At 71.2% G+C, this 19882-nt stretch carries 17 protein-coding genes; 9 read left to right on the top strand and 8 right to left on the bottom strand.

From position 1 onward, the window contains the following. The first annotated feature begins 113 nt into the window (after positions 1-113). From E9934_RS18240 to E9934_RS18230, 3 genes are read left to right on the top strand one after another with little or no spacing between them, the layout of a single operon-like run. The gene (locus tag E9934_RS18240) at positions 114-824 is read left to right on the top strand and encodes a response regulator transcription factor (RefSeq protein ID WP_136564338.1); all 711 of its coding nucleotides are present in this window, start codon (positions 114-116) and stop codon (positions 822-824) included. 15 nt (positions 825-839) lie between these two features. After that, the gene (locus E9934_RS18235) at positions 840-2231 is read left to right on the top strand and encodes a HAMP domain-containing sensor histidine kinase (RefSeq protein ID WP_136564337.1); all 1392 of its coding nucleotides are present in this window, start codon (positions 840-842) and stop codon (positions 2229-2231) included. Then, the gene (locus E9934_RS18230; RefSeq protein ID WP_136564336.1) at positions 2224-2799 is read left to right on the top strand and encodes a hypothetical protein; all 576 of its coding nucleotides are present in this window, start codon (positions 2224-2226) and stop codon (positions 2797-2799) included. The genes E9934_RS18235 and E9934_RS18230 overlap by 8 nt, the downstream gene beginning before the upstream one ends. A gap of 10 nt (positions 2800-2809) precedes the next feature. On the opposite strand, the gene E9934_RS18225 is transcribed toward E9934_RS18230, so the two are convergent. Next, positions 2810-4093: an anthranilate synthase component I family protein gene (locus E9934_RS18225; RefSeq protein WP_136564335.1), complete on the bottom strand. Its 1284-nt coding sequence runs from the start codon at positions 4091-4093 to the stop codon at positions 2810-2812. 190 nt (positions 4094-4283) lie between these two features. Between E9934_RS18225 and E9934_RS18220 the strand changes: the two genes are divergently transcribed. Continuing rightward, positions 4284-5348 carry a hypothetical protein gene (locus E9934_RS18220; RefSeq protein WP_136564334.1) on the top strand — a complete coding sequence of 355 codons (1065 nt, stop codon included), beginning with the start codon at positions 4284-4286 and terminating at the stop codon, positions 5346-5348. Here the strand turns inward: E9934_RS18220 and E9934_RS18215 are convergent. The 6 genes from E9934_RS18215 to E9934_RS18190 all read right to left on the bottom strand — a co-directional run bounded on the left by E9934_RS18215 (position 5329) and on the right by E9934_RS18190 (position 13030). Continuing rightward, positions 5329-5922, bottom strand: coding sequence for an anthranilate synthase component II (locus E9934_RS18215; protein WP_136564333.1), 594 nt, complete (start codon positions 5920-5922; stop codon positions 5329-5331). The two genes, E9934_RS18220 and E9934_RS18215, sit on opposite strands and share 20 nt — an antisense overlap. Positions 5923-6114: 192 nt before the next feature. Continuing rightward, positions 6115-8040, bottom strand: a complete 1926-nt coding sequence (locus E9934_RS18210; protein WP_136564332.1) for an anthranilate synthase family protein — start codon at positions 8038-8040, stop codon at positions 6115-6117. 37 nt (positions 8041-8077) lie between these two features. Next, positions 8078-9190, bottom strand: a complete 1113-nt coding sequence (locus tag E9934_RS18205; protein WP_136564331.1) for an SGNH/GDSL hydrolase family protein — start codon at positions 9188-9190, stop codon at positions 8078-8080. A gap of 115 nt (positions 9191-9305) precedes the next feature. Next, entirely contained in the window at positions 9306-10250 is a 945-nt protein-coding gene (locus E9934_RS18200) for an esterase/lipase family protein (protein WP_136564330.1), read from the bottom strand. Positions 10251-10454: 204 nt separating this feature from the next. Beyond that, the gene (locus E9934_RS18195; RefSeq protein WP_136564329.1) at positions 10455-11519 is read right to left on the bottom strand and encodes an SMP-30/gluconolactonase/LRE family protein; all 1065 of its coding nucleotides are present in this window, start codon (positions 11517-11519) and stop codon (positions 10455-10457) included. After that, positions 11516-13030, bottom strand: a complete 1515-nt coding sequence (locus tag E9934_RS18190) for a flavin monoamine oxidase family protein (RefSeq protein ID WP_136564328.1) — start codon at positions 13028-13030, stop codon at positions 11516-11518. The genes E9934_RS18195 and E9934_RS18190 overlap by 4 nt, the downstream gene beginning before the upstream one ends. Before the next feature lie 75 nt (positions 13031-13105). Here E9934_RS18190 and E9934_RS18185 point away from each other — a divergent pair, with 75 nt between their 5' ends. The 4 genes from E9934_RS18185 (at position 13106) to E9934_RS18170 (ending at position 16072) form a co-directional block, all read left to right on the top strand. Further along, positions 13106-13786 carry a TetR/AcrR family transcriptional regulator gene (locus tag E9934_RS18185; RefSeq protein ID WP_158295061.1) on the top strand — a complete coding sequence of 227 codons (681 nt, stop codon included), beginning with the start codon at positions 13106-13108 and terminating at the stop codon, positions 13784-13786. After that, positions 13783-14466: a class II aldolase/adducin family protein gene (locus tag E9934_RS18180; protein ID WP_136564326.1), complete on the top strand. Its 684-nt coding sequence runs from the start codon at positions 13783-13785 to the stop codon at positions 14464-14466. The genes E9934_RS18185 and E9934_RS18180 overlap by 4 nt, the downstream gene beginning before the upstream one ends. After that, positions 14463-15389 carry a carbohydrate kinase family protein gene (locus E9934_RS18175; protein WP_136564325.1) on the top strand — a complete coding sequence of 309 codons (927 nt, stop codon included), beginning with the start codon at positions 14463-14465 and terminating at the stop codon, positions 15387-15389. Before E9934_RS18180 ends, E9934_RS18175 begins: the two co-directional genes overlap by 4 nt. 101 nt (positions 15390-15490) lie before the next feature. Further along, positions 15491-16072 carry a GNAT family N-acetyltransferase gene (locus tag E9934_RS18170; RefSeq protein ID WP_136564324.1) on the top strand — a complete coding sequence of 194 codons (582 nt, stop codon included), beginning with the start codon at positions 15491-15493 and terminating at the stop codon, positions 16070-16072. A 51-nt stretch (positions 16073-16123) separates the two neighbouring features. Here the strand turns inward: E9934_RS18170 and E9934_RS18165 are convergent, their stop codons facing one another. After that, positions 16124-18127: a fatty acid desaturase gene (locus tag E9934_RS18165; RefSeq protein ID WP_158295060.1), complete on the bottom strand. Its 2004-nt coding sequence runs from the start codon at positions 18125-18127 to the stop codon at positions 16124-16126. Positions 18128-18434: 307 nt separating this feature from the next. On the opposite strand from E9934_RS18165, the gene E9934_RS18160 reads away from it, so the two are divergent. Beyond that, positions 18435-19882: aldehyde dehydrogenase family protein (locus E9934_RS18160; protein WP_136564322.1), on the top strand; the 1448-nt coding region annotated here is incomplete at its 3' end.

Below are 19882 nucleotides of genomic sequence, written 5' to 3'. Positions count from 1 at the left end.
CACGAGGCGAAGACGCCGCCTGGAAAGTCGGGACCCGTGGGTGATTGGCCCCGGATGCGGGGCGGCTCCGCGCCTCTCAGCGACCGCTCAGGCCCATCGGCCATGATGGGGGCGTGAGTCGTCCTGCCGCGCCCGCCCGCATCCTCGTCGTCGACGACGACCGTGCGGTCCGCGAGTCGCTGCGTCGTTCCCTGGAGTTCAACGGCTACGACGTCCACCTGGCCGCCGACGGAGCCGAGGCCCTCGCCGGCATCGGCGCCGTCGCGCCCGACGTCGTGGTGATGGACGTGATGATGCCCAAGCTCGACGGCCTCGAGACGACGCGCGCACTGCGGACGGCGGGCAACGACGTCCCGGTCATCGTGCTGACCGCGCGCGACGCCGTGGGCGACCGGGTGGAGGGCCTCGACGCCGGCGCCGACGACTACCTCACCAAGCCGTTCGCGCTCGAGGAGCTGCTTGCCCGCGTGCGCGCGCTGCTGCGTCGGGTCGTGCCGGCCGAGGAGGGTGCGGAGGAGGAGGTGCTCTCCTTCGCCGACCTGACGATGAACGTCACGACCCGCGAGGTCCTGCGCGGCACCCGTCGGATCGAGCTCACCCGGACCGAGTTCACGCTGCTCGAGATGTTCCTGCGGCGGCCGCGGCGGGTGCTCGACCGCAGCTTCATCCTCGAGGAGGTGTGGGGCTATGACTTCCCCACCACCGCCAACTCCCTCGAGGTCTACGTCGGCTACCTGCGCCGCAAGACCGAGGCGGAGGACGAGCCGCGCCTGATCCACACCGTGCGCGGCATCGGCTACGTGCTGCGCGCCACCGAGTCCTGAGCCGGACCGACCGAGATGACCGGAGTCGCCGTCGACGGGCGCTGGCACTATCGCCGCTCGCTCGCGAGCCGGGTCATCCTGCTCACCACGATCGCGGTCGGTCTGTCCGTCGCGCTGGTCGCGGTGGGCGCCTACATCACCGCCCGCGTGCAGATGCAGCAGACGCTCGACGACTCGCTGGTCGACCGCGCCCACAAGGCCGCCCGCACCGACATCCTGCTCAGCGCGAGCGTCGAGGGCGTGCCGCCGTGGGCGCTCGGAGCGGCCGACGTCCGGATCGCCTTCCTGACCGACCGCGGCATCCTCAAGGTCATCGACCGCGGGCCGACGATGGAGCTCGGCACGCCGGAGCTCGAGGTCGCCGCCGGCGAGACCGAGGAGTCGCTGCGCACCATCGTGGTCGCCGGCGACCGCTATCGGGTCGTGACCGTCCCCACCCAGCAGGACGGCATCGCGCTCATCATCGCGCAGCCCCTGGAGGACCAGGACCGGATCCTCGCCACCCTCGGCTGGGTGACCCTGGCGTTCGGCGCGTTCGGGGTCATCGCGGCCGGCATGGCCGGCTGGCTGGTCGCGAGCAACGGCCTGCGGCCGGTCCGGAAACTCACCGACTCGGTGGAGCACGTGGCCCGCACCGAGGACTTCCGGCCGCTGCCGATCGAGGGCGACGACGAGATCGCCCGCCTGGCGACGGCGTTCAACCAGATGCTGCGCGCCCTCGACGCCAGTCGGCTGCGACAACGGCAGCTCGTCGCGGACGCCAGCCACGAGCTGCGCACGCCACTGACCGCGCTGCGCACCAACATCGAGCTGCTGACGATGAGCGTTCGCGGTGCCGGACCCCAGCTGCCCGCCGAGTCGCGCGACGAGCTGCTCGACGACGTCAAGGCCCAGATCGAGGAGCTGACCACGCTCATCGGTGACCTCACGGAGCTGGCCCGCGACGAGCCGGTGAAGGTCCAGGTCGAGCCGGTGGACCTCGCCGACGTCGTCGACCACGCCGTGCAGCGGGTACGACGCCGCGCGCCCAGCCTCGACTTCGAGGTCTTCACCCGCCCGTGGTGGGTCGTCGGCGAGGCCGCCGAGCTGGAGCGCGCGATCACCAACCTGCTCGACAATGCTGCCAAGTGGAGCCCCGAAGGAGGCCAGGTGACGGTGCGACTCAGCGACGGTGTGCTGACCGTCGACGACCAGGGACCCGGGATCGCGGAGGACGACCGGGCCCAGATCTTCGACCGCTTCTGGCGCTCGCCCGACGCCCGGACCCTGCCCGGCTCGGGCCTCGGGCTGGCGATCGTGCGGCAGGTGGCGGAGCGGCACGCCGGCACGGTGGAGGCGACGGCCAACGCCACCGGTGGCGCACGACTGGTGCTGCGCCTGCCCGGACGGGAGCAGAGCGATGCGTGAGGCGGCCGGGACCCCGCGGCGCGCGGCCGCACTACTCGTCGTACCCGTCCTGGCGCTGGCCGGCTGCGGAGGCGACGACGAGGTCGGCGCCAAGCCCGACCTCCCGACCGAGACCCCCGCGCTGTGGAACCCGTGCGACGCACTCGGGGTCGGCTTCGTGAAGAAGCAGTTCGGTACCGACGCGACCAAGGACGCCGGCACCGAGCAGTCCCCCGAGTGCCGCTTCACCCCGAAGGACCCCGAGGGCGACGAGCCCGCGCTCACCTCGAGCTATCTGCTGTTCTCGGGCACCCTCGACGAGGCCTGGAAGACCATGCAGGTCGGCAACGGGACCGAGGTCACCGAGCCGGCGATCGCGGGAGCCGACGATGCGCGCGTCGTCGTCAACGCGACGAAGGACCAGCTCTATGTCACCGGCTTCGTCCAGAACGGCGGCCTCATCCAGCAGGTCGACGTCGTCGACCCGAAGCCCTACGACGAGCAGCGGATCGTGCGCGGCGTCGAGGCCACCCTCGCCCGGCTGTCACAGCATGCCGAGGCCTCGGACGTGCGCGGCGAAGGGAGCTGAGACTCGCCGGCTACTCGACGAGCGAAGGGCTGACCGCCTGGAGCAGCCGGGCGGCCTTCCACTCGGTCTCGGCCCACTCCTCGGCCTCGTCGCTGGCGACGGTGATGCCGCCTCCGGTGCCGAGCACGTAGTCGCGGCCGTCGGCGGTGGCCAGGGTGCGGATGATGACACCGAGGTCGGCGCGGCCGTCGCCGGAGACCCAGCCGAAGGCACCGCTGTAGGCGCCACGCGGGCGGTCCTCGACCTCGCCGATGATCTCCATCGTCCGCAGCTTCGGGGCGCCGGTCATCGAGCCGGCCGGAAAGAGTGCGCGCAGCGCGGCCATCGTGGTCACGTCGGCGCGGAGCCGGCCGCGGACGGTCGACACGAGCTGGTGGACCGAGGCATAGGACTCGACGTCCATCAGCACCGGCACCTCGACGGTGCCCACGTCGCAGACCATCGCGAGGTCGTTGCGCAGCAGGTCGACGATCATCAGGTTCTCGCTGTGGAACTTGGGGTCGCCGGCGAGGTGCTCGCGGGCCGCGGTGTCGTCGTCGGGGGTGGCGCCGCGGGGCGTGGTGCCCTTGATGGGCTTGGTCTCCAGGACGCGGTCGTCGGTGATCAGCGCGTAGCGCTCCGGCGAGGAGCTGAGCAGCCAGGCCGGGGCGTCCGCGATGTCGTGCTGGAGGAAACCCGCGTAGGGAGCGGGATTCAGCGCCCGCAACCGCAGGTAGGCGGCCGCCGGGCTGAGGTTGCTCGCCACCCGCTGGCGGTAGGTCAGGTTGACCTCGTAGGAGTTGCCGGCATGCAGGTGCTCCTGGACCCGCGCGAAGGCGGCGGCGTACGACGCGGGCGGCTCGGAGGCGCCGGCGCCCTCCCCCGCCTCACCGATCCCGCGCCCGGAGACGCCGACCCGCGCGTCGGCCTCCACGGTGTGGTCGAACTCCCGCAGGTGGCTGGGTCGCATCCACACCGCGTCGGGGAGATCGGGGTCCGGGTCGGCTGGCAGGTCGGGCCGCGCGGCGTAGCCGAAGTAGCCGAACCACTGGTCACTCGCGCGACCCGCGGCCAGCTCCTCCTCGAGGACGACGAACGGGTCGTCCCCGACCAGCACGGAGCGACCGCCTGCGTGGCGGGTCACCTCGCGCCGCGCGGCGGAGTAGGTCAACGACACGTCGTCCTCGTCCAGCCAACCGATCACGGAGCGGCGACGCGACCAGTCGCGGGCACCACCTCCGTCGAGCCACACGCAACGGTCGTGCCGCGCCTGGACCCGTGCGAACGCCTCGACGGGGTCGCCCTGGGTCACCATGGCACCCAGCCTCCCACGGCTCCGCCAACCCCTCCCGGCTGCACGCCCCGCCGTCGGGCACCACTCGACAGCAGCGCCCGACCATGACGAAGGTCTCGACTTCGCGAATCGCCTGACGCGGGCAGAGTCGGTGTCGTCTCATGGGGGCCGGTCGATCCCGGCCGCCACCCCCCATCGAAGGTTCCTGCACATGAGTTTTCGCCCGTCCCTCGTCCTGCCACCCCTGGTGGTCACCCTGCTGCTGGGCGGACTCGCGCCCGCGCAGGCCGCCCCCGACGACCCGGTCACGGACCTGAGCGTGACCGTCGTGCAGAAGCCGGGAAGCAACGACGGCTGGGAGATCTCCGCAGCCTGGACGGCGAACCCGGACGCGACGAGATACAGCGTGCTCATCGCCAATCGCGAGGACGGCACCTCCGACCCGGGCAAGGCCTTCGGCAACAAGGACACGGCGGCCACCTCGGCCACCCTCGTGTCCAGCAGCCTGACGGACGGCGTCGACTACTGGATCGCCGTGCAGCCCATCGCGCCGGCCACCGGCGACGTCGCCGTCGTGAAGTTCACCCCGCCGCCGCTGGACACCACGGCTCCCGAGGGCAGCTTCCAGCTCTCCCGCACGACCGCCTTCCTCTCCTACCTCGGCGACGAGGAGGAGCCGGCAAGCGCGGCGTTCTCCATCACCCAGGTCAGCGTGGACCCGGACACCGTGAGCCGGAGCGTGCTGCCCGGCGACGGCTCCGCGGCCCGGGACTGGGCGGCGGACACGCCCTTCCACCTGACCTACTCGCGCGCCGGGAAGTTCACCCCGGTCGTGCGGCTGACCGACGAGTTCGGCAACACCAGTGACGTCGCGCTGCCGACGGTCTGGGTCCGGCTCGACGACATCGCCCCCACCGTGAGGATCACGCGACCGGCCAGGCCCGGCCTGGCCTCGTCGTGGCGGGTCATCCGGGGCACGAGCTCGGACGTCGGCAACGGGGTCGTGATGGTCGGCGCCTTCGTCGCCCAGAAGCGCGGCAGGATCTGGTGGACCTACGACTTCTCGAAGCGCCGCTGGCTCGAGGGCACCTCGGCGCTGCAGAGGACCCTCGCAAAGAGCCGGGCACAACCCAGCTTCACCGAGCCCACCCGGCCGGGCGCCTGGCGGACCGCGGCGATCAGGGGGCTGACCAGGGACACACTGCACATCGAGGCGATCGCCTTCGACGCCGACTTCAACGTCCGACTGATGAAGCTCAACCAGCAGGTCCGCTGACGCCCGCCTCCGGACGGCCGGGCCCGTCGGGCCCGGCCGCGCCGAGGAAATTGGCGACCAACCTCGCGCCGTGCTCCGACAGCACCGACTCGGGGTGGAACTGGACGCCCTCGATCGGCAGGCTCCGGTGGCGCGCACCCATCAGCGTGCCGTCGCCGGCCCAGGCGGTCGCCTCGAGCTGGTCGGACAGCCGGACCGCCGCCAGCGAGTGGTAGCGCACCGCGTCGAAGGTCGCGGGCAGGCCGGCGAACACTCCCCGCCCGTCGTGGGTCACCTGCTCGATCGTCCCGTGCGCCGGCCCGACCCGGCCGACCTCGCCGCCGAAGGCCACCACCATGGCCTGCAGGCCGAGGCAGACGCCGAGCACCGGCCGGTCCTGCCCGAAGTGCTCCCAGCGGTACTCGTCCGGGTGACCGGGCCCCGGCGAGAGCACGATGTGGGAGTACGACGCGAGGTCGACCGGCTCGTCCCACTGCACCACCGTCGGCAGCACCCCCGTGACACCGGCGACGAGGTGGACGAGGTTCCAGGTGTAGGAGTCGTGGTGGTCGACCACGACCACGTCAGCGGTCACGGCACTCGCTCCGTCGGTGGTCGAGGAACGAGCGCCTCTGGTGGTCGAGGAGCCCCGCGAGGAACGAACGGGGCGTCACGAGACCCCTGTGGTCGCCCCGTCGAGGTGAGCACCGACATCTCGTGACGCTCGCTGGCGCTCGCTCCTCGATGACCAAGGGTCCTGCGCTCGCTCCTCGATGACCACCGGTCGTCACAGCAGGACGTCGACGACCAGGTCGTGCACGATCTCGAAGCCGCGCTCGGTGAGGATCGACTCGGCATGGAACTGCACGCCGCGATAGTGCGGACCCGCCAGCGCGTTGATGTCGCCGGACCCGGCGTCGGCGTCGACGCGGACCCCGTCGGGGAGAGGCGTCGACGCGTCGGGACGACCGACGAACGTGTTGTAGAAGCCCACCCGCTGCGGCTTGCCGTCGAGGAGGACCGCGGCCTGCGTGCCCTGGAAGACGATGTCCTTGTAGGCCAGCGGGATGCCGAGGGTGTGGCACAGCGCCTGGTGGCCCAGGCAGATCGCGAGGAACGGCTGCTCGTGGTCGAGCAGCCAACGCACGGCTGCGCGCAGGTTGGCCATCTTGGGGTCCGCGTCGTCGCGCGGATCGCCCGGCCCGGGGCCGACGATGACGAGGTCGAAGCCGTCGAGGCAGCCGTCGACGTACTGCTCGTGCCGGATCACGCTGGAGCCGATGCCCATCCGCATCAGCATGTGGCGCAGCATGTTCACGAAGTCGTCCTCGCCGTCGAGGATGACGGCGGTCTTGCCGATCAGCCGCGGGTCGACCGGCGTGCCCGCCTGGTCGGCGAGCCAGAAGCCGGAGAGCCGGTTGTTGCGGGCGTTGAGCGCGATCAGCACCTCCTCGTCGGCGACGAGGGTGGCGACGTCGGTCGTCGGGGTGGGTGCGGCGGCGGCCAGCCCGAAGGCCGACAGGATGCCGCCGGCCTTGGCGTGGGTCTCCGCCACCTCGTACGACGGCACGGAGTCGCGCACGAGGGTCGCCCCGGCGGTGACCTTGAGCCGGCCGTCGAGGTCGACGTCCGCGGTGCGGATGACGATCGGGGAGTCGACGACGGGGGCGCCGTCGGCGTCACGGCCGAAGATCGCGAGCGCAGCGGCGTAGTAGCCGCGACCCTCGGGCTCGTACTGCTTGATGAGCCGGCAGGCGTTCTCGACGGGCGAGCCGGTGACCGTGGCGGCGTACATCGTGTCCCGGAGGACCTCGCGGACGTCGCGGGTGGTGCGGCCCGCGAGGAGGTACTCGGTGTGGATGAGGTGGGTCATCGGCTTGAGGAACGGGCCGAGCACCTGGCCGCCTTCCGTGCAGATCTCGCACATCATCTTGAGCTCTTCGTCGACGACCATGAAGAGCTCGTAGATCTCCTTCTCGTCGGTGAGGAACTCCGCGAGACGTGCCTGCGTGCTGCGGGTCTCGCCGGCCGGCGGGCGCAGGTGGAAGGTGCCGGAGATGGGGTTCATCCGGACGTCGCCGCCGTGGACGGAGACGTGCCGCTCGGGGCTGGCGCCGATCAGGTAGCGGTCGCCGGTGAAGAAGATGAAGGTCCAGTAGGCGCCGCGCTCGCGCTCGAGGAGACGTCGATAGACGGTGAGCGCGACCTCGGCGCTCCAGTCCGCGACGACGGCGCGGTAGTTGCGGCCGATGACCAGGTTGGCGCCCTCGCCCTGCCCGATCTCCTCGTCGATGATCTGCTCGACGATCTTGGCGTAGGCGTCGTCGTCGGTGTCGAAGCCGCCGCGGTCGGTGAAGTCGACCGGCACCTCGTCGATGGCCGCGATCACCTCGGCGACCGAGAACTCGTGCTCGGCCTGCACGTCGACGACCACGAGCGGCGTCCCGTCGTCGTGCGCCTCGAAGCCGCGCTCGGTGACCTGCCGGAACGGCACGGCGACCAGGCGGTCGCAGGTGCGGCCCGGCGCGGCGACGCCGGTCTCGAGCGGGATGTCGGCGATCGAGTCGACCACGCTGCGGGTGCCGCCGAGGACGCCGACCGTGTCCTTGTCGCCGGCCCGGGTCGAGCGTCGGATGATCGCCCACGCCTCGTGCCCCTGGACGGCCGTGATGGCTTCCCGGGCGGTCAAGGTGGCGGAGGACTGGTCAGACATGGCCGAAGCCTATTCGGGACCGGGCGGCTGGCCGCCGTCATCTCACCCGGACCCGGACCCGCGGGCCGGGCGCTCCGATCATGCTGGCGCGCCGGGGGACGAGCTGCACGTCGTAGACGCCGGGGCCGACCCGCAGGGAGATCCGGTCGCTGCGGCTGGGCAGCCACGCCGTGTCGCGCACCAGACCGGAGCCGCGCTGGGAGATCCGGATGCGGACCCGCCGCATCCGCACCTCGGCCGCGGCGACGCGCCAGTCGACGACGACCGTCCGCCGGCCTCCCACGGTGCGGGGGACGACGCGAGGAATGACCTTGGGCGACCACGTGCGCTCGTGGAAGATCGCCGGCTCCTGCGGGAGGTAGCCGCCGCTGCGGAAGGCCTCCGCGAAGCGCTGGGCCAGGTGGGTCTGGCCCGTGGCGTTCGGGTGCAGGCCGTCGGAGGTCAGACGCCCCGTCCTCGTCGCTGGGGCAGCGGTGTCGACCACCCGCAGCACCCGCGAGTCCAGGGCGAACCGCTGCGCCAGCAGCCGGTTGGCCTCCGCGGCCGCAGCCGACACCTCCGGCCGGGCGACGATCCGCGGCACCCCGGCCAGGACGACACGGGTCCCGGCAGCGCTGCTCCAGACACGCTCCACCATCTCCTCGAGCTCCGCGGCGATGGTCGCTCCGTTGTCGCCGCGCAGGGCGTCGTTGACGCCCAGCTCGATCACCACGACCTGCGGCGCATAGGTGGCCATCAGCCCGTCGATCCGCGCGAGATGGTTGTTGATGGTCGAGCCCCCGCGGGCAGCGTGGTCACGGTCGAAGCGAGGGTCCGCGAACTCGTAGCGGGTGCCGTAGCCGGTCACGAAGCCGGTGTCCGGCCCGACGAAGTCGAGGGGGACGCCTTGACGCTGCGTCTCGCGCCAGAACCAGTAGCGCCAGGTCGCGTCGCCACCGAAGCCCTGCGAGATCGAGTCCCCGACGACCATCACCCGCAGCGGCGCGGCGCCGGGCGCCGCCCCGGCCGGTGCGGCCGACACACCCGACCCGACGATCGCGAGCAGCGAGGCGCCGACGGCGCCGACCGCCGCGAGGACGAACGCCCTCACCATGGTCGTGGTCGTGGTCGTGGTCGCGGACGCGCGACGACGACGTACGAGCGCGAGCATGCTGCAGTCCCCTCCAGAAATGGGGACCGTCGAACCGCCGTCCCTCCACGACGAGGACAAGGCTAGGCGAGCAGGGCCCTGCGCCGCGGCGAAATCGCGAACTTCTGGCGAGGCCTCACAACAGGCCGGGGATCAGCTCCCCGACGAACGGCAGCACCAGCGCGCAGCTGACCGGCCTGGAGTGGGCCGGGTCGAGCGCGTTGAGGACGAGACGCGCGGCGTTGCGACTCGACGCGATCTGGAAGTGCTCGGAGAAGTCCTGCGGGCAGACGTCCTGCAGGACGATGTTCTTCACGCCCTTCATGGTGCCGTTGGTGTAGGGCAGCACGAGCTCGTCGTACTTCGTGACGATGCTGGTGTAGCGCACGCCCTCCTGCAGCAGGCCGCCCTGGTGCAGCTTCCTCATGAAGCCGGAGTTGGGCGAGAACTGCAGGCAGGACTTGCAGAGGGTCGGCAGCATGCCGTCGGGGAGGAAGGGCGCGAACCCGTCGCCGATCGATGCGATCGAGGTGCCCTTGTAGGCCGACGCCAGGCCGACGTAGTTGCGGACCTTCGTCGCGCCGCCGAGGAACTTGAGATACCACTGCGGCATCACGGTGCCCTCGGAGTGGCCGACCAGGTCGACCCGCCGGGCACCGGTCGCCCGGAGCACCCTGTCGACGAACGTCTTGAGCTCGCCCGCGCTCCGGCGCATGTCCTCGACGCCGCCGAAGAGGTTGGCGGGCGTGACGTCGTACTCGACGCCGTAGGTGAGGGCGAAGACGCAGTAGCCGTTGTTCTTCAGCAGCGGCCCGTAGGTCTGCCAGTTGGTGGACCGGTTGCCGATCAGGCCGTGGACCAGGACCACCGGGCGGGGGTGCCGGGCGGTCGGCCTGCACGACCAGTCGTTGGTGCCGGGCGCGTTCGCACCGGGCAGGCCGCCGAATGCGGCGTTGGGCAGGAACGAGTACGGCACGGGCAACGGCTCGTCGTCCGCGGCCGCGACCCCGGTCGGCGCGAGGACACCGAGGCCGAGGATCGCGGCGACGACGGTCGCACAACGGGCCAGATGACGCTTCATGACTTCCCTCCCCGGGGGACGCCGAGCGCGCCCACCCGAGGTCCAACGACCTCGGCCGGGGAAGGTGACTCGGCCCCGTCGTTGGTCGAGGAGCCCGCGAGGAACGAGCGGGCGTCACGAGACCCCGGCGGGAACCTCCGCAAGGTCCGCACAGGCATCTCATGACGCTCGCTGGCGCTCGCTCCTCGATGACCGGGGGGTGTCTCAGCGCAGGCGGGAGCGGGTCGGAAGGTGGAGGGGCAGGCCGCGCTCGCCGACCTCGACGTCGAGGATCACGTGGTGGTCGGGGGTGCTGATCACCGCCGACTGGTTGGCGACCAGGACGCGGGTGCCGAGGAAGGTGGCGTTGGAGGGACTGTCGAAATCGACGCCCGAGCCGTTGGCGGCGGGGAAACGGCGGACGACCCGGCCCTGCGGGCTCAGCTTCACCAGCTGGTTGGTGCCGAGCAGCGAGAGGTAGATGTTGCCCGAGCGGGCGATGCCGAAGCCGTCGGGCAGGTCGAGCGGACCCGACGTCCACACGGTGCTCAGCGCACCCGGACGGCCGTCGGCACGCACCCGGAGCCGGTAGAGGTGGCCGCGCAGCAGGTCGAGCGGATCGGACGTCGTCTGCTGGCTGATCAGGAAGGAGCGCGTCGACGGCTGGTAGACGATGCCGGTCGTGCCGAACTCCAGGCCGTCGAGCGCCGCGCTGCGGAACCACGCGCGCGGCACACCGCCCGCGGCCGGGATCCGCCAGATCACGGCCTGGCCGTAGTCGCTGACATAGAGCGCACCGTCCGGGCCCCAGGCCGCGTAGTTGGGGATCGGCTTCCCGGCGTCCGGGGAGTCCGGGATCGTGGCCTGCAGCCGGAAGCGGCCGGTGCGCGGATCCAGCGTCAGCACCCGTCCGCGCGACTTCTCCAGCACCACGAGTCGTCCGCGTGCGTCCGAGGTCGCGACCTGCACGCCGCGAGGGGCGGCGAGGTCCTGACCCGGCACGGTCCACGACCGCAGCAGGGTGCCGCTGCCGGTGTATTCGAAGACCCGCGAGCGCATCGCATCGCCCGCCGGGTTGGTGTAGGTCCCGACGTAGACGCGGCCGTTGGTGTGGACGTGGACGTAGGCCGGGAAGCCGGGCTTCTGGATCCGCGCGAGCACCCGCGTGTGCCCGACCTCGCGGGCCGGCGCGGCAGCGGTCGGCGCGGTCAGCAGCGAGCCGGCCAGGCCGACCACGGCCGTGAGGGCGGCCAGCGCGATCGTGCGGCGGGGCGTCGTAGGGGCGCTCATCGCAGCTGCTCCAGGACCTCGACGGCGGCGCGCTTGCCGGCGCGGACCGCGCCGTCCATGTAGCCGGTCCAGTAGGTCGAGGTCTCGGTGCCGGCCCAGTGCACGCGCCCGAACGGTCGGACCAGGTGGCGTCCATGGGTGGACAGCACGCCCGGTGGGCAGATCGCGGTCGGGCCACCCTTGGTCCACCGCTCCTTGGTCCAGTCCTGCGCGGTGTATTCGATCGGGTGCAGCGCCTGCTCGCCGAACATCGCGGCGAAGCCCTGCAGCACGGCGCGACGGCGCTCGGCCAGCGAGAGATTGCCGTACTGCCGCCAGGTGGAGCCACCGACGAAGGCCAGCAGGATGCCGTGATCGGTGTTCTTCACGCCGTTGTCGAACGCGGCGCGGACGGCGCCGGAGTCGGCGATCCCGAAGCCGCTGAGCCCGGCCTCACGCCAGAACGGCGTCTCATAGACGGCGTCGCACTTCATCAGCCGGCCCATCTGCTGCCGCTGCAGGAGGGTACGACGCCCAACGGGCATGCCCGGCGCGAAGTCGATGCCGAGCACCTGCTTGGGCGGGGCGGCCACGATCACCCGCTTGGCGCGCACGCGGCCTCGGGCGGTGTGCACGAGGGCGTGGCCGGGCCGGTGCTCGATCCGGCGCACGGCGGCGTTGAGGGCGACCCGGTCGCCGAGCTGGCGGGCCAGGCCGAGCGGGATGCGCTGCGAGCCGCCGACGAAGCGGCTCTCCTGCGCGCCGTCGATGGTGTCGGAGCTGCGCGCGAAGGTGCCGACGTTGCGCTCGTCGCCCGAGCAGGCGAGGTAGTGGATCACGAAGAGCAGGGAGAGCTGGTCGGGGTCGGCGCCGAAGGTCGGCTGGGTCCAGCACGCCAGGAGCCGGTTGACGCCCGTGCCGTTGAGGGAGGTGCGCTGGATGTGGTCGCCCAACGTCGTGGCGTCCCACTCCTTCGCCTTCGGGTGCGCCCACGGCGCGTCCACCGGCATGTCGGCGGCCCACCCGTCGAGCTGCATCTGCAGCAGGGCCGCGTCGACGAGGATCAGCGGGTCGGGCGGGACGGTGCCGGTGTAGAGCTGCCGGCCGGTGAGCGAGGAGAGGTAGACGTTCTGCCCGGCGACGTACTCGTCGAAGGTCGCGATGCCCAGCTCCTTGGCCAGCGCCTTGATGTGACCCTGGGTCGGCCCCACGAAGGCGCCGCCGGCCTCGATGGTGCCGCCGGTGCGGAGGTGGTGGTTGAGCACCCGGCCGCCGACGCGGTCGCGCGCCTCGGCGACGAGGACGGAGCGGCCGGAGCGCGCGACCCGGCGAGCGGCGACGAGGCCGGAGATCCCTCCGCCGACCACGACGACGTCGACCGCGGCCGGCAGCCGGCCGCCGCGGGTGGCGGCGTTGACCTCGGCCTCGAGGGCCTCGGTGGCCAGGGAGCCGAGGGCGAGCGCACCCGCCGCGCCACCGAGCAGGACACCGCGCCGGCCGACATCCCAGGCGGGTCCGTTGGCGATCTCCATGGTCGACACCTCCGGTGACCTCGACGGAAGAACATGAATCTGTGTCAGATTCGGATTGGAGGCTACACTCTCGCCATGTCCTCCGCCACCGTTGCGTCTCCTGACCCAGCTGGGGGCTCAACGACCGGGACCCGCCGTCGGCTACCCACGCAGGCGCGATCGCGCGAGCGGGTCGAGCGCATCCTCGACGCCACCTCGGAGCTCGTCCTCTCCGACGGCGTCGAGGGCCTGACCACGCGGTCGATCGCCGAGCGTGCCGAGCTGCCGGTGGCCTCGCTCTATCAGTACTTCTCCGACAAGGAGGCGGTCCTGCTCGCCCTCTGCGAGCGCGACATGGCCGAGATGGACGACCAGGTCGCGCTCGACCTCGCGGCTGCCGCCGAGCGGGGCGAGATCACGCTCGCGACGCTGGTCGAGACGTCGATGCGAGCCTTCGTGGCCGTCTATCACCGTCGGCCCGCCTTCATGCAGATCTGGATGCGCGGGCGCACCAACAGTGCGATCTATGACTACGGCCGTCACCACAACAAGCGCATCGCCGCCAACCTGCTCGCCTTCGCCGACGACGCCGGCCTGATCGCCCCGGGCGCCTTCACCCCCGACGAGCTGTCCGCCATCGCCGGCCTGGCCGTCGAGCTCGGCGACCGCGCCTTCCAGCTCGCGTTCGAGCACGACCCCCAGGGCGACACCTTCCTCGTCGAGCAGGCGATCGAGGTGGTCACCGCCTACCTCGGCCGGATCGACGTGGCCGGGTGAGCACGACCCCCGCCGAGCGCGGCGAGCTGCGCCGCGACGTCGCCGAGGCGGCGCGGGAGCTCGCGGCTGCCGGCCTCCTCATCGGCACCGCCGGCAACGTGAGCGCGCGGCTGGGCGATCTCGTCGCCGTCACCGCGACCGGTGCGCACCTGGATTCGTGCACGCCCGGACAGGTCACCCTCGTCGACCTCGACGGTGCCGTCGTCGAGGGCGACCTCGCACCGACCTCGGAGCTGGCCCTGCACTTCGGCATCTACGCCGACCGGCCGTCCACTCAGTTGGGGCAGGTGGGCGCCGTCGTCCACACCCACGCGCCCTTCGCGACCGCGGTCGCGTGCGTGCTCGACGAGCTGCCGGTGCTGCACTACCAACAGCTCGCGCTCGGCGGCGCGATCCCCGTGGCGCCGTACGCCACCTTCGGGACCGACGAGCTCGCCGCCTCGGTGCGCACCGCCCTCGCCGGCCGCAGCGCGGCGCTGATGGCCAACCACGGCTCGGTGGCGGTGGGAGCGACCCTCGGCAAGGCGGTCGACAATGCCCTGCTGCTGGAGTGGCTGTGCCAGCTCCACCACCGAGCGAGCGCCCTCGGCACGCCGCGTGTCCTCACCGACGACCAGCAGGCCGACGTCATCCGCGTCGCGATCGAACGCAACTACGGCAGCACCCAGGAGAACCGATGAAGGTCGCCACCGTCGGCGTGCACGTGCTCGACATTCACGTCATCGGCATCGAGTCGATCCCCGAGGGATCCGACGGTCAGCTGGTCGAGACGATCCGGATGTCCCCGGCCGGCACCGCTGGCGGCGCGGCACTGGTGCTCGCCCGGCTCGGCGCGGAGGTGCACTCCTACGGCGCCGTGGGCACCGACCTGCTGAGCGAGAACCTGATCGCGCTCCTCGGCCGCGAGGGTGTCGAGACCCGCGGCCTCGTCCAGCGTGAGGACACGCAGACGTCGGCATCGGTGCTGCCGGTGCGGTCCAACGGCGATCGGCCGGCGTGGCACTGCATCGGAGCCAACGGCACCTTCACGCTGGACGACCTTCCGGCCGACCTGCTCGACGAACTGACGCACCTGCACCTCGGCGGGCCGGAGTTCCTCGGCGGCGACGCCGCCGGCGAGCTGCTCGCCCGCGCCCGCGCGGCCGGCGTCACCACCTCCGTCGACGTGCTGGCGCCGGGCGACCCCGACATGCTCGCCTGGATCGGGGCCGCCCTCCCCCACACCGACCACCTGCTGCCCAACGACGAGCAGGTGCTCGGCTTCACCGGCGCCGCCACCCTCGCGGAGGGCGCGCAGGCGCTCGTCGCGATGGGCGTCGGCTGCGTCGCCGTCACCCAGGGCCGCCGCGGCGCCCTGGTCGCGACCGCCGACGGCGTCACCGAGGTCCCGGCCCACGCCATCGACGTCGTCGACACCACCGGCTGCGGCGACGCCTTCTCCGCCGGCTACCTGCGCGGGCTCTCGCTCGGCCACGACCCCGTCGCCTCCGCCCGTCTCGGCTGCGCCACCGCCGCCCAGGTCGCCCAGGGTCTCGGCACCGACGCCGGCCACTACGACCTCGCCTCCGTCCAGGCGTTCGCCCAGGAGCACCCCACCGCCTGACCCGCCGAAGTACGCCTGTTTCTCACCCGAGGTACGGAGGTCTCTCGCCCGCGGTACGACGCCCGCCGACCGGCCCGGCTCGTGGCGGGCATGCTGTGCCCATGACTGCTCCGCTGATCCGCCCGATCCTGGACGTCGACCGCGACGCCGTCGCGGCGGTGATCACCGCCGCCTTCGCCGACGAGGGCGACCACGTCGCCGCCCTGTGGGCGGACGTCGTGGCGCGCGGCCACGCCCGGGCCGAGCTCGTCGCGGAGGATGGGGACGGTGCGATCGCGGGCCATGTCGGCCTCAGCCATGCCTGGCTCGACACCCGCCCCGAGCTCGTCGACGTGCTCGTGCTGAGTCCGCTGTCCGTCGTACCCGAGCGACAGGGGACCGGTGTCGGCGCCGCCCTGCTGGCCGCGGCGGTCGCCGAGGCGGAGCGACTCGGCGCGCCGCTCGTCGTCCTCGAGGGCGACCCGGGCTACTACGGCCGCCGCGGCTGGGAGCCCGCGTCCGTCCACGGCATCGAGTCACCGTCGCGCCGCATCCCGGGCCCCGCGTTCCAGATGGTCGCGCTGCCTGCCCGCGAGCCGTGGATGACCGGTCGCGTCGTCTATCGCGACGTCTGGTGGGACCACGACGCCGCCGGCCTGCGCGACCCGGTGCTGGCCCAGGTGGAGATGAACCTGCCGGACTGACCCGGGAGGTCCGATGAGCATGCCGCTGCATCGCCAGCCAAGGGCCAACGTTCAGGCGTCGTAGTCGATCCGGACCTCTTGGGTGACCGGGTGGGCCTGACAGGTGAGGATGAAACCGTCCTCGACCTCCGTCTCGTCCAACACGTGGTTCTGGTCCATGACGGCCTTGCCGAGCAGCACCTTCGCCTTGCAGGTTCCGCAGGCTCCGCCTGCGCAGGAGTACGGCGGGTCGATGCCCGCCTGCAGCGCGGCATCGAGGATCGTGTCGCCCTGCGAGTGGACCCTGAGACTCGTCTCGACGCCGTCGAGGGCGACGACGACCTCGCTCTCGATGTCGACGTCGACGCTCACGCCGGGGCCGGAGTCGACCACGAAGAAGACCTCGCTGAGCACCCTGCTGAGGTCGGTCATGTTGCCGAGCGCGGTGCGCATCGTGTCGATCATCGCCTGCGGCCCGCACAGGAACCAGGCATAGACCCCGCGCGGGTCCTTGATGAGCTCCTTGACGAGCTCAGGGGTGATCTGGCCGGTGAGGCCTCCGCCGAGCTCGTCGGAGAGGACGTGGTGGACGGTCAGCCGGCCGCCGTACTGCTCCTGCAACGCGTCGAGCCGGTCGCGAAACATCGTGGACTCGGTGGTGCGGTTGCCATAGATCAGGGTGAAGCGACTCTTGGGCTCGGTCTCCAGCGTGGTCGCGATGGTCGACATCATCGGCGTGACGCCGGAGCCCGCTGCCAGCGCGACGTGGTGGTGCTCGAAGTCCTTGTCGAGGCGCACGTTGAAGATGCCGGTGGGCGTCATCACGTCGAGGATGTCCCCGGCGGCGAGCTGGTTGTTGACATAGGTGGAGAACACGCCGTTGGGGATCTGCTTCACGCCGACACGCAGGGTGTTGGCGGAGACCGGCTCGATCAGCGAATAGCTACGGCGCTCCTCGCGGCCGTTGATCACCGCACGGAGGGTGATGTGCTGGCCCTGGAGATAGCGATAGCGGTGCGCCAGATCGGGCGGTACGTCGAACGTGACGGCCATGCTCTCGGAGGTGATCGGCTCCACCGACTTCACCCGCAGCGGGTGGAAGACCGGCCGCTCGGCCGTGCCGGGAGTGGCGAGCTCGAGCTTGTCGGTCAGGCGCCGCCAGGTGCGGTACTCACTGGTCGTCAGCGACCGGCCGAACCACGTGGAGATCGCGGCATTGCGGTCGAGGTAGGCCTCCTCGTTGCGCTTCCACGCGACGATGTAGCGGTAGAAGGGGATGCTGGGGTGCAGATGGTGGACCAGGTGGTAGTTCTGGTAGACGAAAAGCGGGGTCAGCACGCTCTCCCCGCCGACTCGAACCCGGGTGGCCTGGTACTTGTCCTCGCGCTGGGTCTTCGTCAGCCCGTGGTGGGGCAGGTAGTCGAACCACCAGGCGAGCACCATCACGCCGAAGCGGTTGGGCACGAGCAGGGCGAGCAGCAGGTCGACGCCACCGCCGAGGGCGATGATCGTCCCGAACAACCCCCACACGGCGGTGAAGAGGGTGAAGGTGGTCACGACCTCCTTGCTGGGTCGGTCCTTGAGGCGCCGCATGTAGAACACGACGTACCAGATGTCGATCGTCATCCAGCGGAGCGGGAGCAGCACCTTCGGGCCCTCGTCGCACCAGGCGTCGGGGTCGATCGACTTCGGCTCGTTGGTGTTGCGGTGGTGCTCGATGTGGATGAACTTCACCAGCGGGTAGGTCGACCACGCCACCACGAACGGGACCGACAGGTGCCCGAACAGGTTGTTGACCCGGGTGTTGCTGCTGATCGCGTGGTGCGTCGACTCATGCAGCACGCTGAACATCAAGAAGGTGACGGCGGCGCCGATGGGGACGGTCAGCCACAGCGACCAGTCCCAGACGAAGTAGCCCGCCATGCCCAGGGCGAAGAGTCCGAGCGTGCCCACATAGAGGACACCCGTGGGCCATGCCATGGACGGCACGCGCTCACCGGGGTCCGGTAGTCCGGTCACCGGCTGGCGAAGCTGCACGCGGGTGCCGGTCTCCGAGGGATCGGTCGTGGTCTGCATGACGAGCAAACTACGCTCGCTCGGGGCCCCCGCGACTTGGATCATCATCCAAAGTCGTGGGGCCTTGCTTGTGTCCGGCTGCCGACCTCTCCGAAGTGCCCCGACCGGGCGATCACCCGACGCCTGCAGGCGGGTCTGATGATTCCCGGCCCGCCGTCCCGTCCACCATCGGGACCCGGCTTGGACCATCGCCACGATGGGGTGACCAACTTTTGTACGGACGTCCGTGAACTGCGGGTTCGATGGGGAGCAGGCTGGGGAGCGGCCGCAACAGCGTGTCGTGCATCAAGTCAAAGGAGTAGCTCTCATGGCCACACTGGCTGCCGCCTCGGCCGCGGTCTCGATCGAGGTCGAGAATCCCGCGACGGGCGAGATCATCGGCCCCGTGCCCGACCTGTCGGCAGCCGCGGTTGCCGACGCTGCAGCCCGGGGCCGTGCAGCCCAACCGGCCTGGGAGGCGCTGGGCTACGGCGGCCGCGCGGCGATCATGCGCCGCATGCAGCGTTGGATCATGGACCACGCCGACGAGATCGTCGCGACCATCTCGGCCGAGACCGGGAAGGCCTATGAAGATGCACTGCTCGCGGAGATCAACTACGGCGCCGCGGCTTTCGGCTTCTGGGCCAAGGAGGCGCCGACCTACCTCGCGGACACCAGGATCCGCACCGCACAGCCCCTGGTCGCCGGGAAGCGGCTGATCCAGCGCTATCGGCCGATGGGGCTCATCGGTGTCATCGGCCCGTGGAATTATCCGTTGACCAACTCCTTCGGCGACTGCATCCCGGCGCTGGCGGCCGGCAACTCCGTGCTCCTCAAGCCGTCGGAATACACCCCGTTCACCTCATTGCAGCTCGCCGAGGGTCTGCTCTCCTGCGGGCTGCCCGCCGACGTCTTCCAGGTGCTGACCGGCCGTGGGGAGACGGGAGCCGCGATCATCGACGAGGTCGACATGATCATGTTCACCGGCTCGACCGCGACCGGCCGCAAGGTCGGCGTCCGGGCTGCCGAGCGGCTGATCCCGGCGTCCCTCGAGCTGGGTGGCAAGGACCCGATGATCGTGCTCGCCGACGCGGACGTCGAGCGGGCGGCGACCCATGCCACCTACTACTCGATGCTCAACGCCGGCCAGACCTGCATCTCGATCGAGCGGGTCTATGTCGAGGCCCCGATCTATGACGACTTCGTCGCGAGGGTGACGACGAAGGTCTCCCGGCTGCGTCAGGGCGTGCCGATGGGACCGGGCAGTGTCGACGTCGGCGCGCTCACCTTCCCTCCGCAGGTCGACATCGTCGAGCGGCACGTGTCCGAGGCCCTTGCCGCGGGCGCTCGCGCCCTCACCGGCGGAAAGCGGCCGGATCGGCCGGGGAACTGGTACCCGCCGACGGTGCTCGTCGACGTCGATCACGACATGGCGATCATGCGCGAGGAGACCTTCGGGCCCACAATGCCGGTCATGAAGGTCGCCGACGCCGAGGAGGCGATCCGACTGGCGAACGACTCGGACTACGGCCTGTCCGGGTCGGTCTTCGGCAAGGACCTCGCCCGCGCCGAGGCGGTGGCCCGGAGGCTGGAGGTGGGAGCGGTCAACGTCAACGACGCCGTCGTCAACTACACCGCCCTCGAGCTGCCGATGGGCGGCGCCAAGCCGGGCTCGGGAATCGGGCGCCGCCACGGCAAGGAGGGGATCACGAAATACTGCCGCCAGCAGTCGGTCCTCATCTCCCGGATGCACCTGCGCCACGACGTGCACACCTA

This window comes from Nocardioides caeni, from assembly GCF_004912195.1.
Lineage (GTDB): Bacteria > Actinomycetota > Actinomycetes > Propionibacteriales > Nocardioidaceae > Nocardioides > Nocardioides caeni.
Note: the sequence above shows the minus strand (reverse complement) of the source record. Positions and strands in the feature narration are given on the sequence as shown.

Excerpts from the sequence above, each read along its gene's own strand:
- E9934_RS18235 (WP_136564337.1), top strand. The coding sequence starts at position 840 with ATGACCGGAGTCGCCGTCGACGGGCGCTGGCACTATCGCCGCTCGCTC.
- E9934_RS18230 (WP_136564336.1), top strand. The coding sequence starts at position 2,224 with ATGCGTGAGGCGGCCGGGACCCCGCGGCGCGCGGCCGCACTACTCGTC.
- E9934_RS18225 (WP_136564335.1), bottom strand. The coding sequence starts at position 4,093 with ATGGTGACCCAGGGCGACCCCGTCGAGGCGTTCGCACGGGTCCAGGCG.
- E9934_RS18220 (WP_136564334.1), top strand. The coding sequence starts at position 4,284 with ATGAGTTTTCGCCCGTCCCTCGTCCTGCCACCCCTGGTGGTCACCCTG.
- E9934_RS18210 (WP_136564332.1), bottom strand. The coding sequence starts at position 8,040 with ATGTCTGACCAGTCCTCCGCCACCTTGACCGCCCGGGAAGCCATCACG.
- E9934_RS18205 (WP_136564331.1), bottom strand. The coding sequence starts at position 9,190 with ATGCTCGCGCTCGTACGTCGTCGTCGCGCGTCCGCGACCACGACCACG.
- E9934_RS18200 (WP_136564330.1), bottom strand. The coding sequence starts at position 10,250 with ATGAAGCGTCATCTGGCCCGTTGTGCGACCGTCGTCGCCGCGATCCTC.
- E9934_RS18195 (WP_136564329.1), bottom strand. The coding sequence starts at position 11,519 with ATGAGCGCCCCTACGACGCCCCGCCGCACGATCGCGCTGGCCGCCCTC.
- E9934_RS18190 (WP_136564328.1), bottom strand. The coding sequence starts at position 13,030 with ATGGAGATCGCCAACGGACCCGCCTGGGATGTCGGCCGGCGCGGTGTC.
- E9934_RS18185 (WP_158295061.1), top strand. The coding sequence starts at position 13,106 with ATGTCCTCCGCCACCGTTGCGTCTCCTGACCCAGCTGGGGGCTCAACG.
- E9934_RS18175 (WP_136564325.1), top strand. The coding sequence starts at position 14,463 with ATGAAGGTCGCCACCGTCGGCGTGCACGTGCTCGACATTCACGTCATC.
- E9934_RS18170 (WP_136564324.1), top strand. The coding sequence starts at position 15,491 with ATGACTGCTCCGCTGATCCGCCCGATCCTGGACGTCGACCGCGACGCC.
- E9934_RS18165 (WP_158295060.1), bottom strand. The coding sequence starts at position 18,127 with ATGCAGACCACGACCGATCCCTCGGAGACCGGCACCCGCGTGCAGCTT.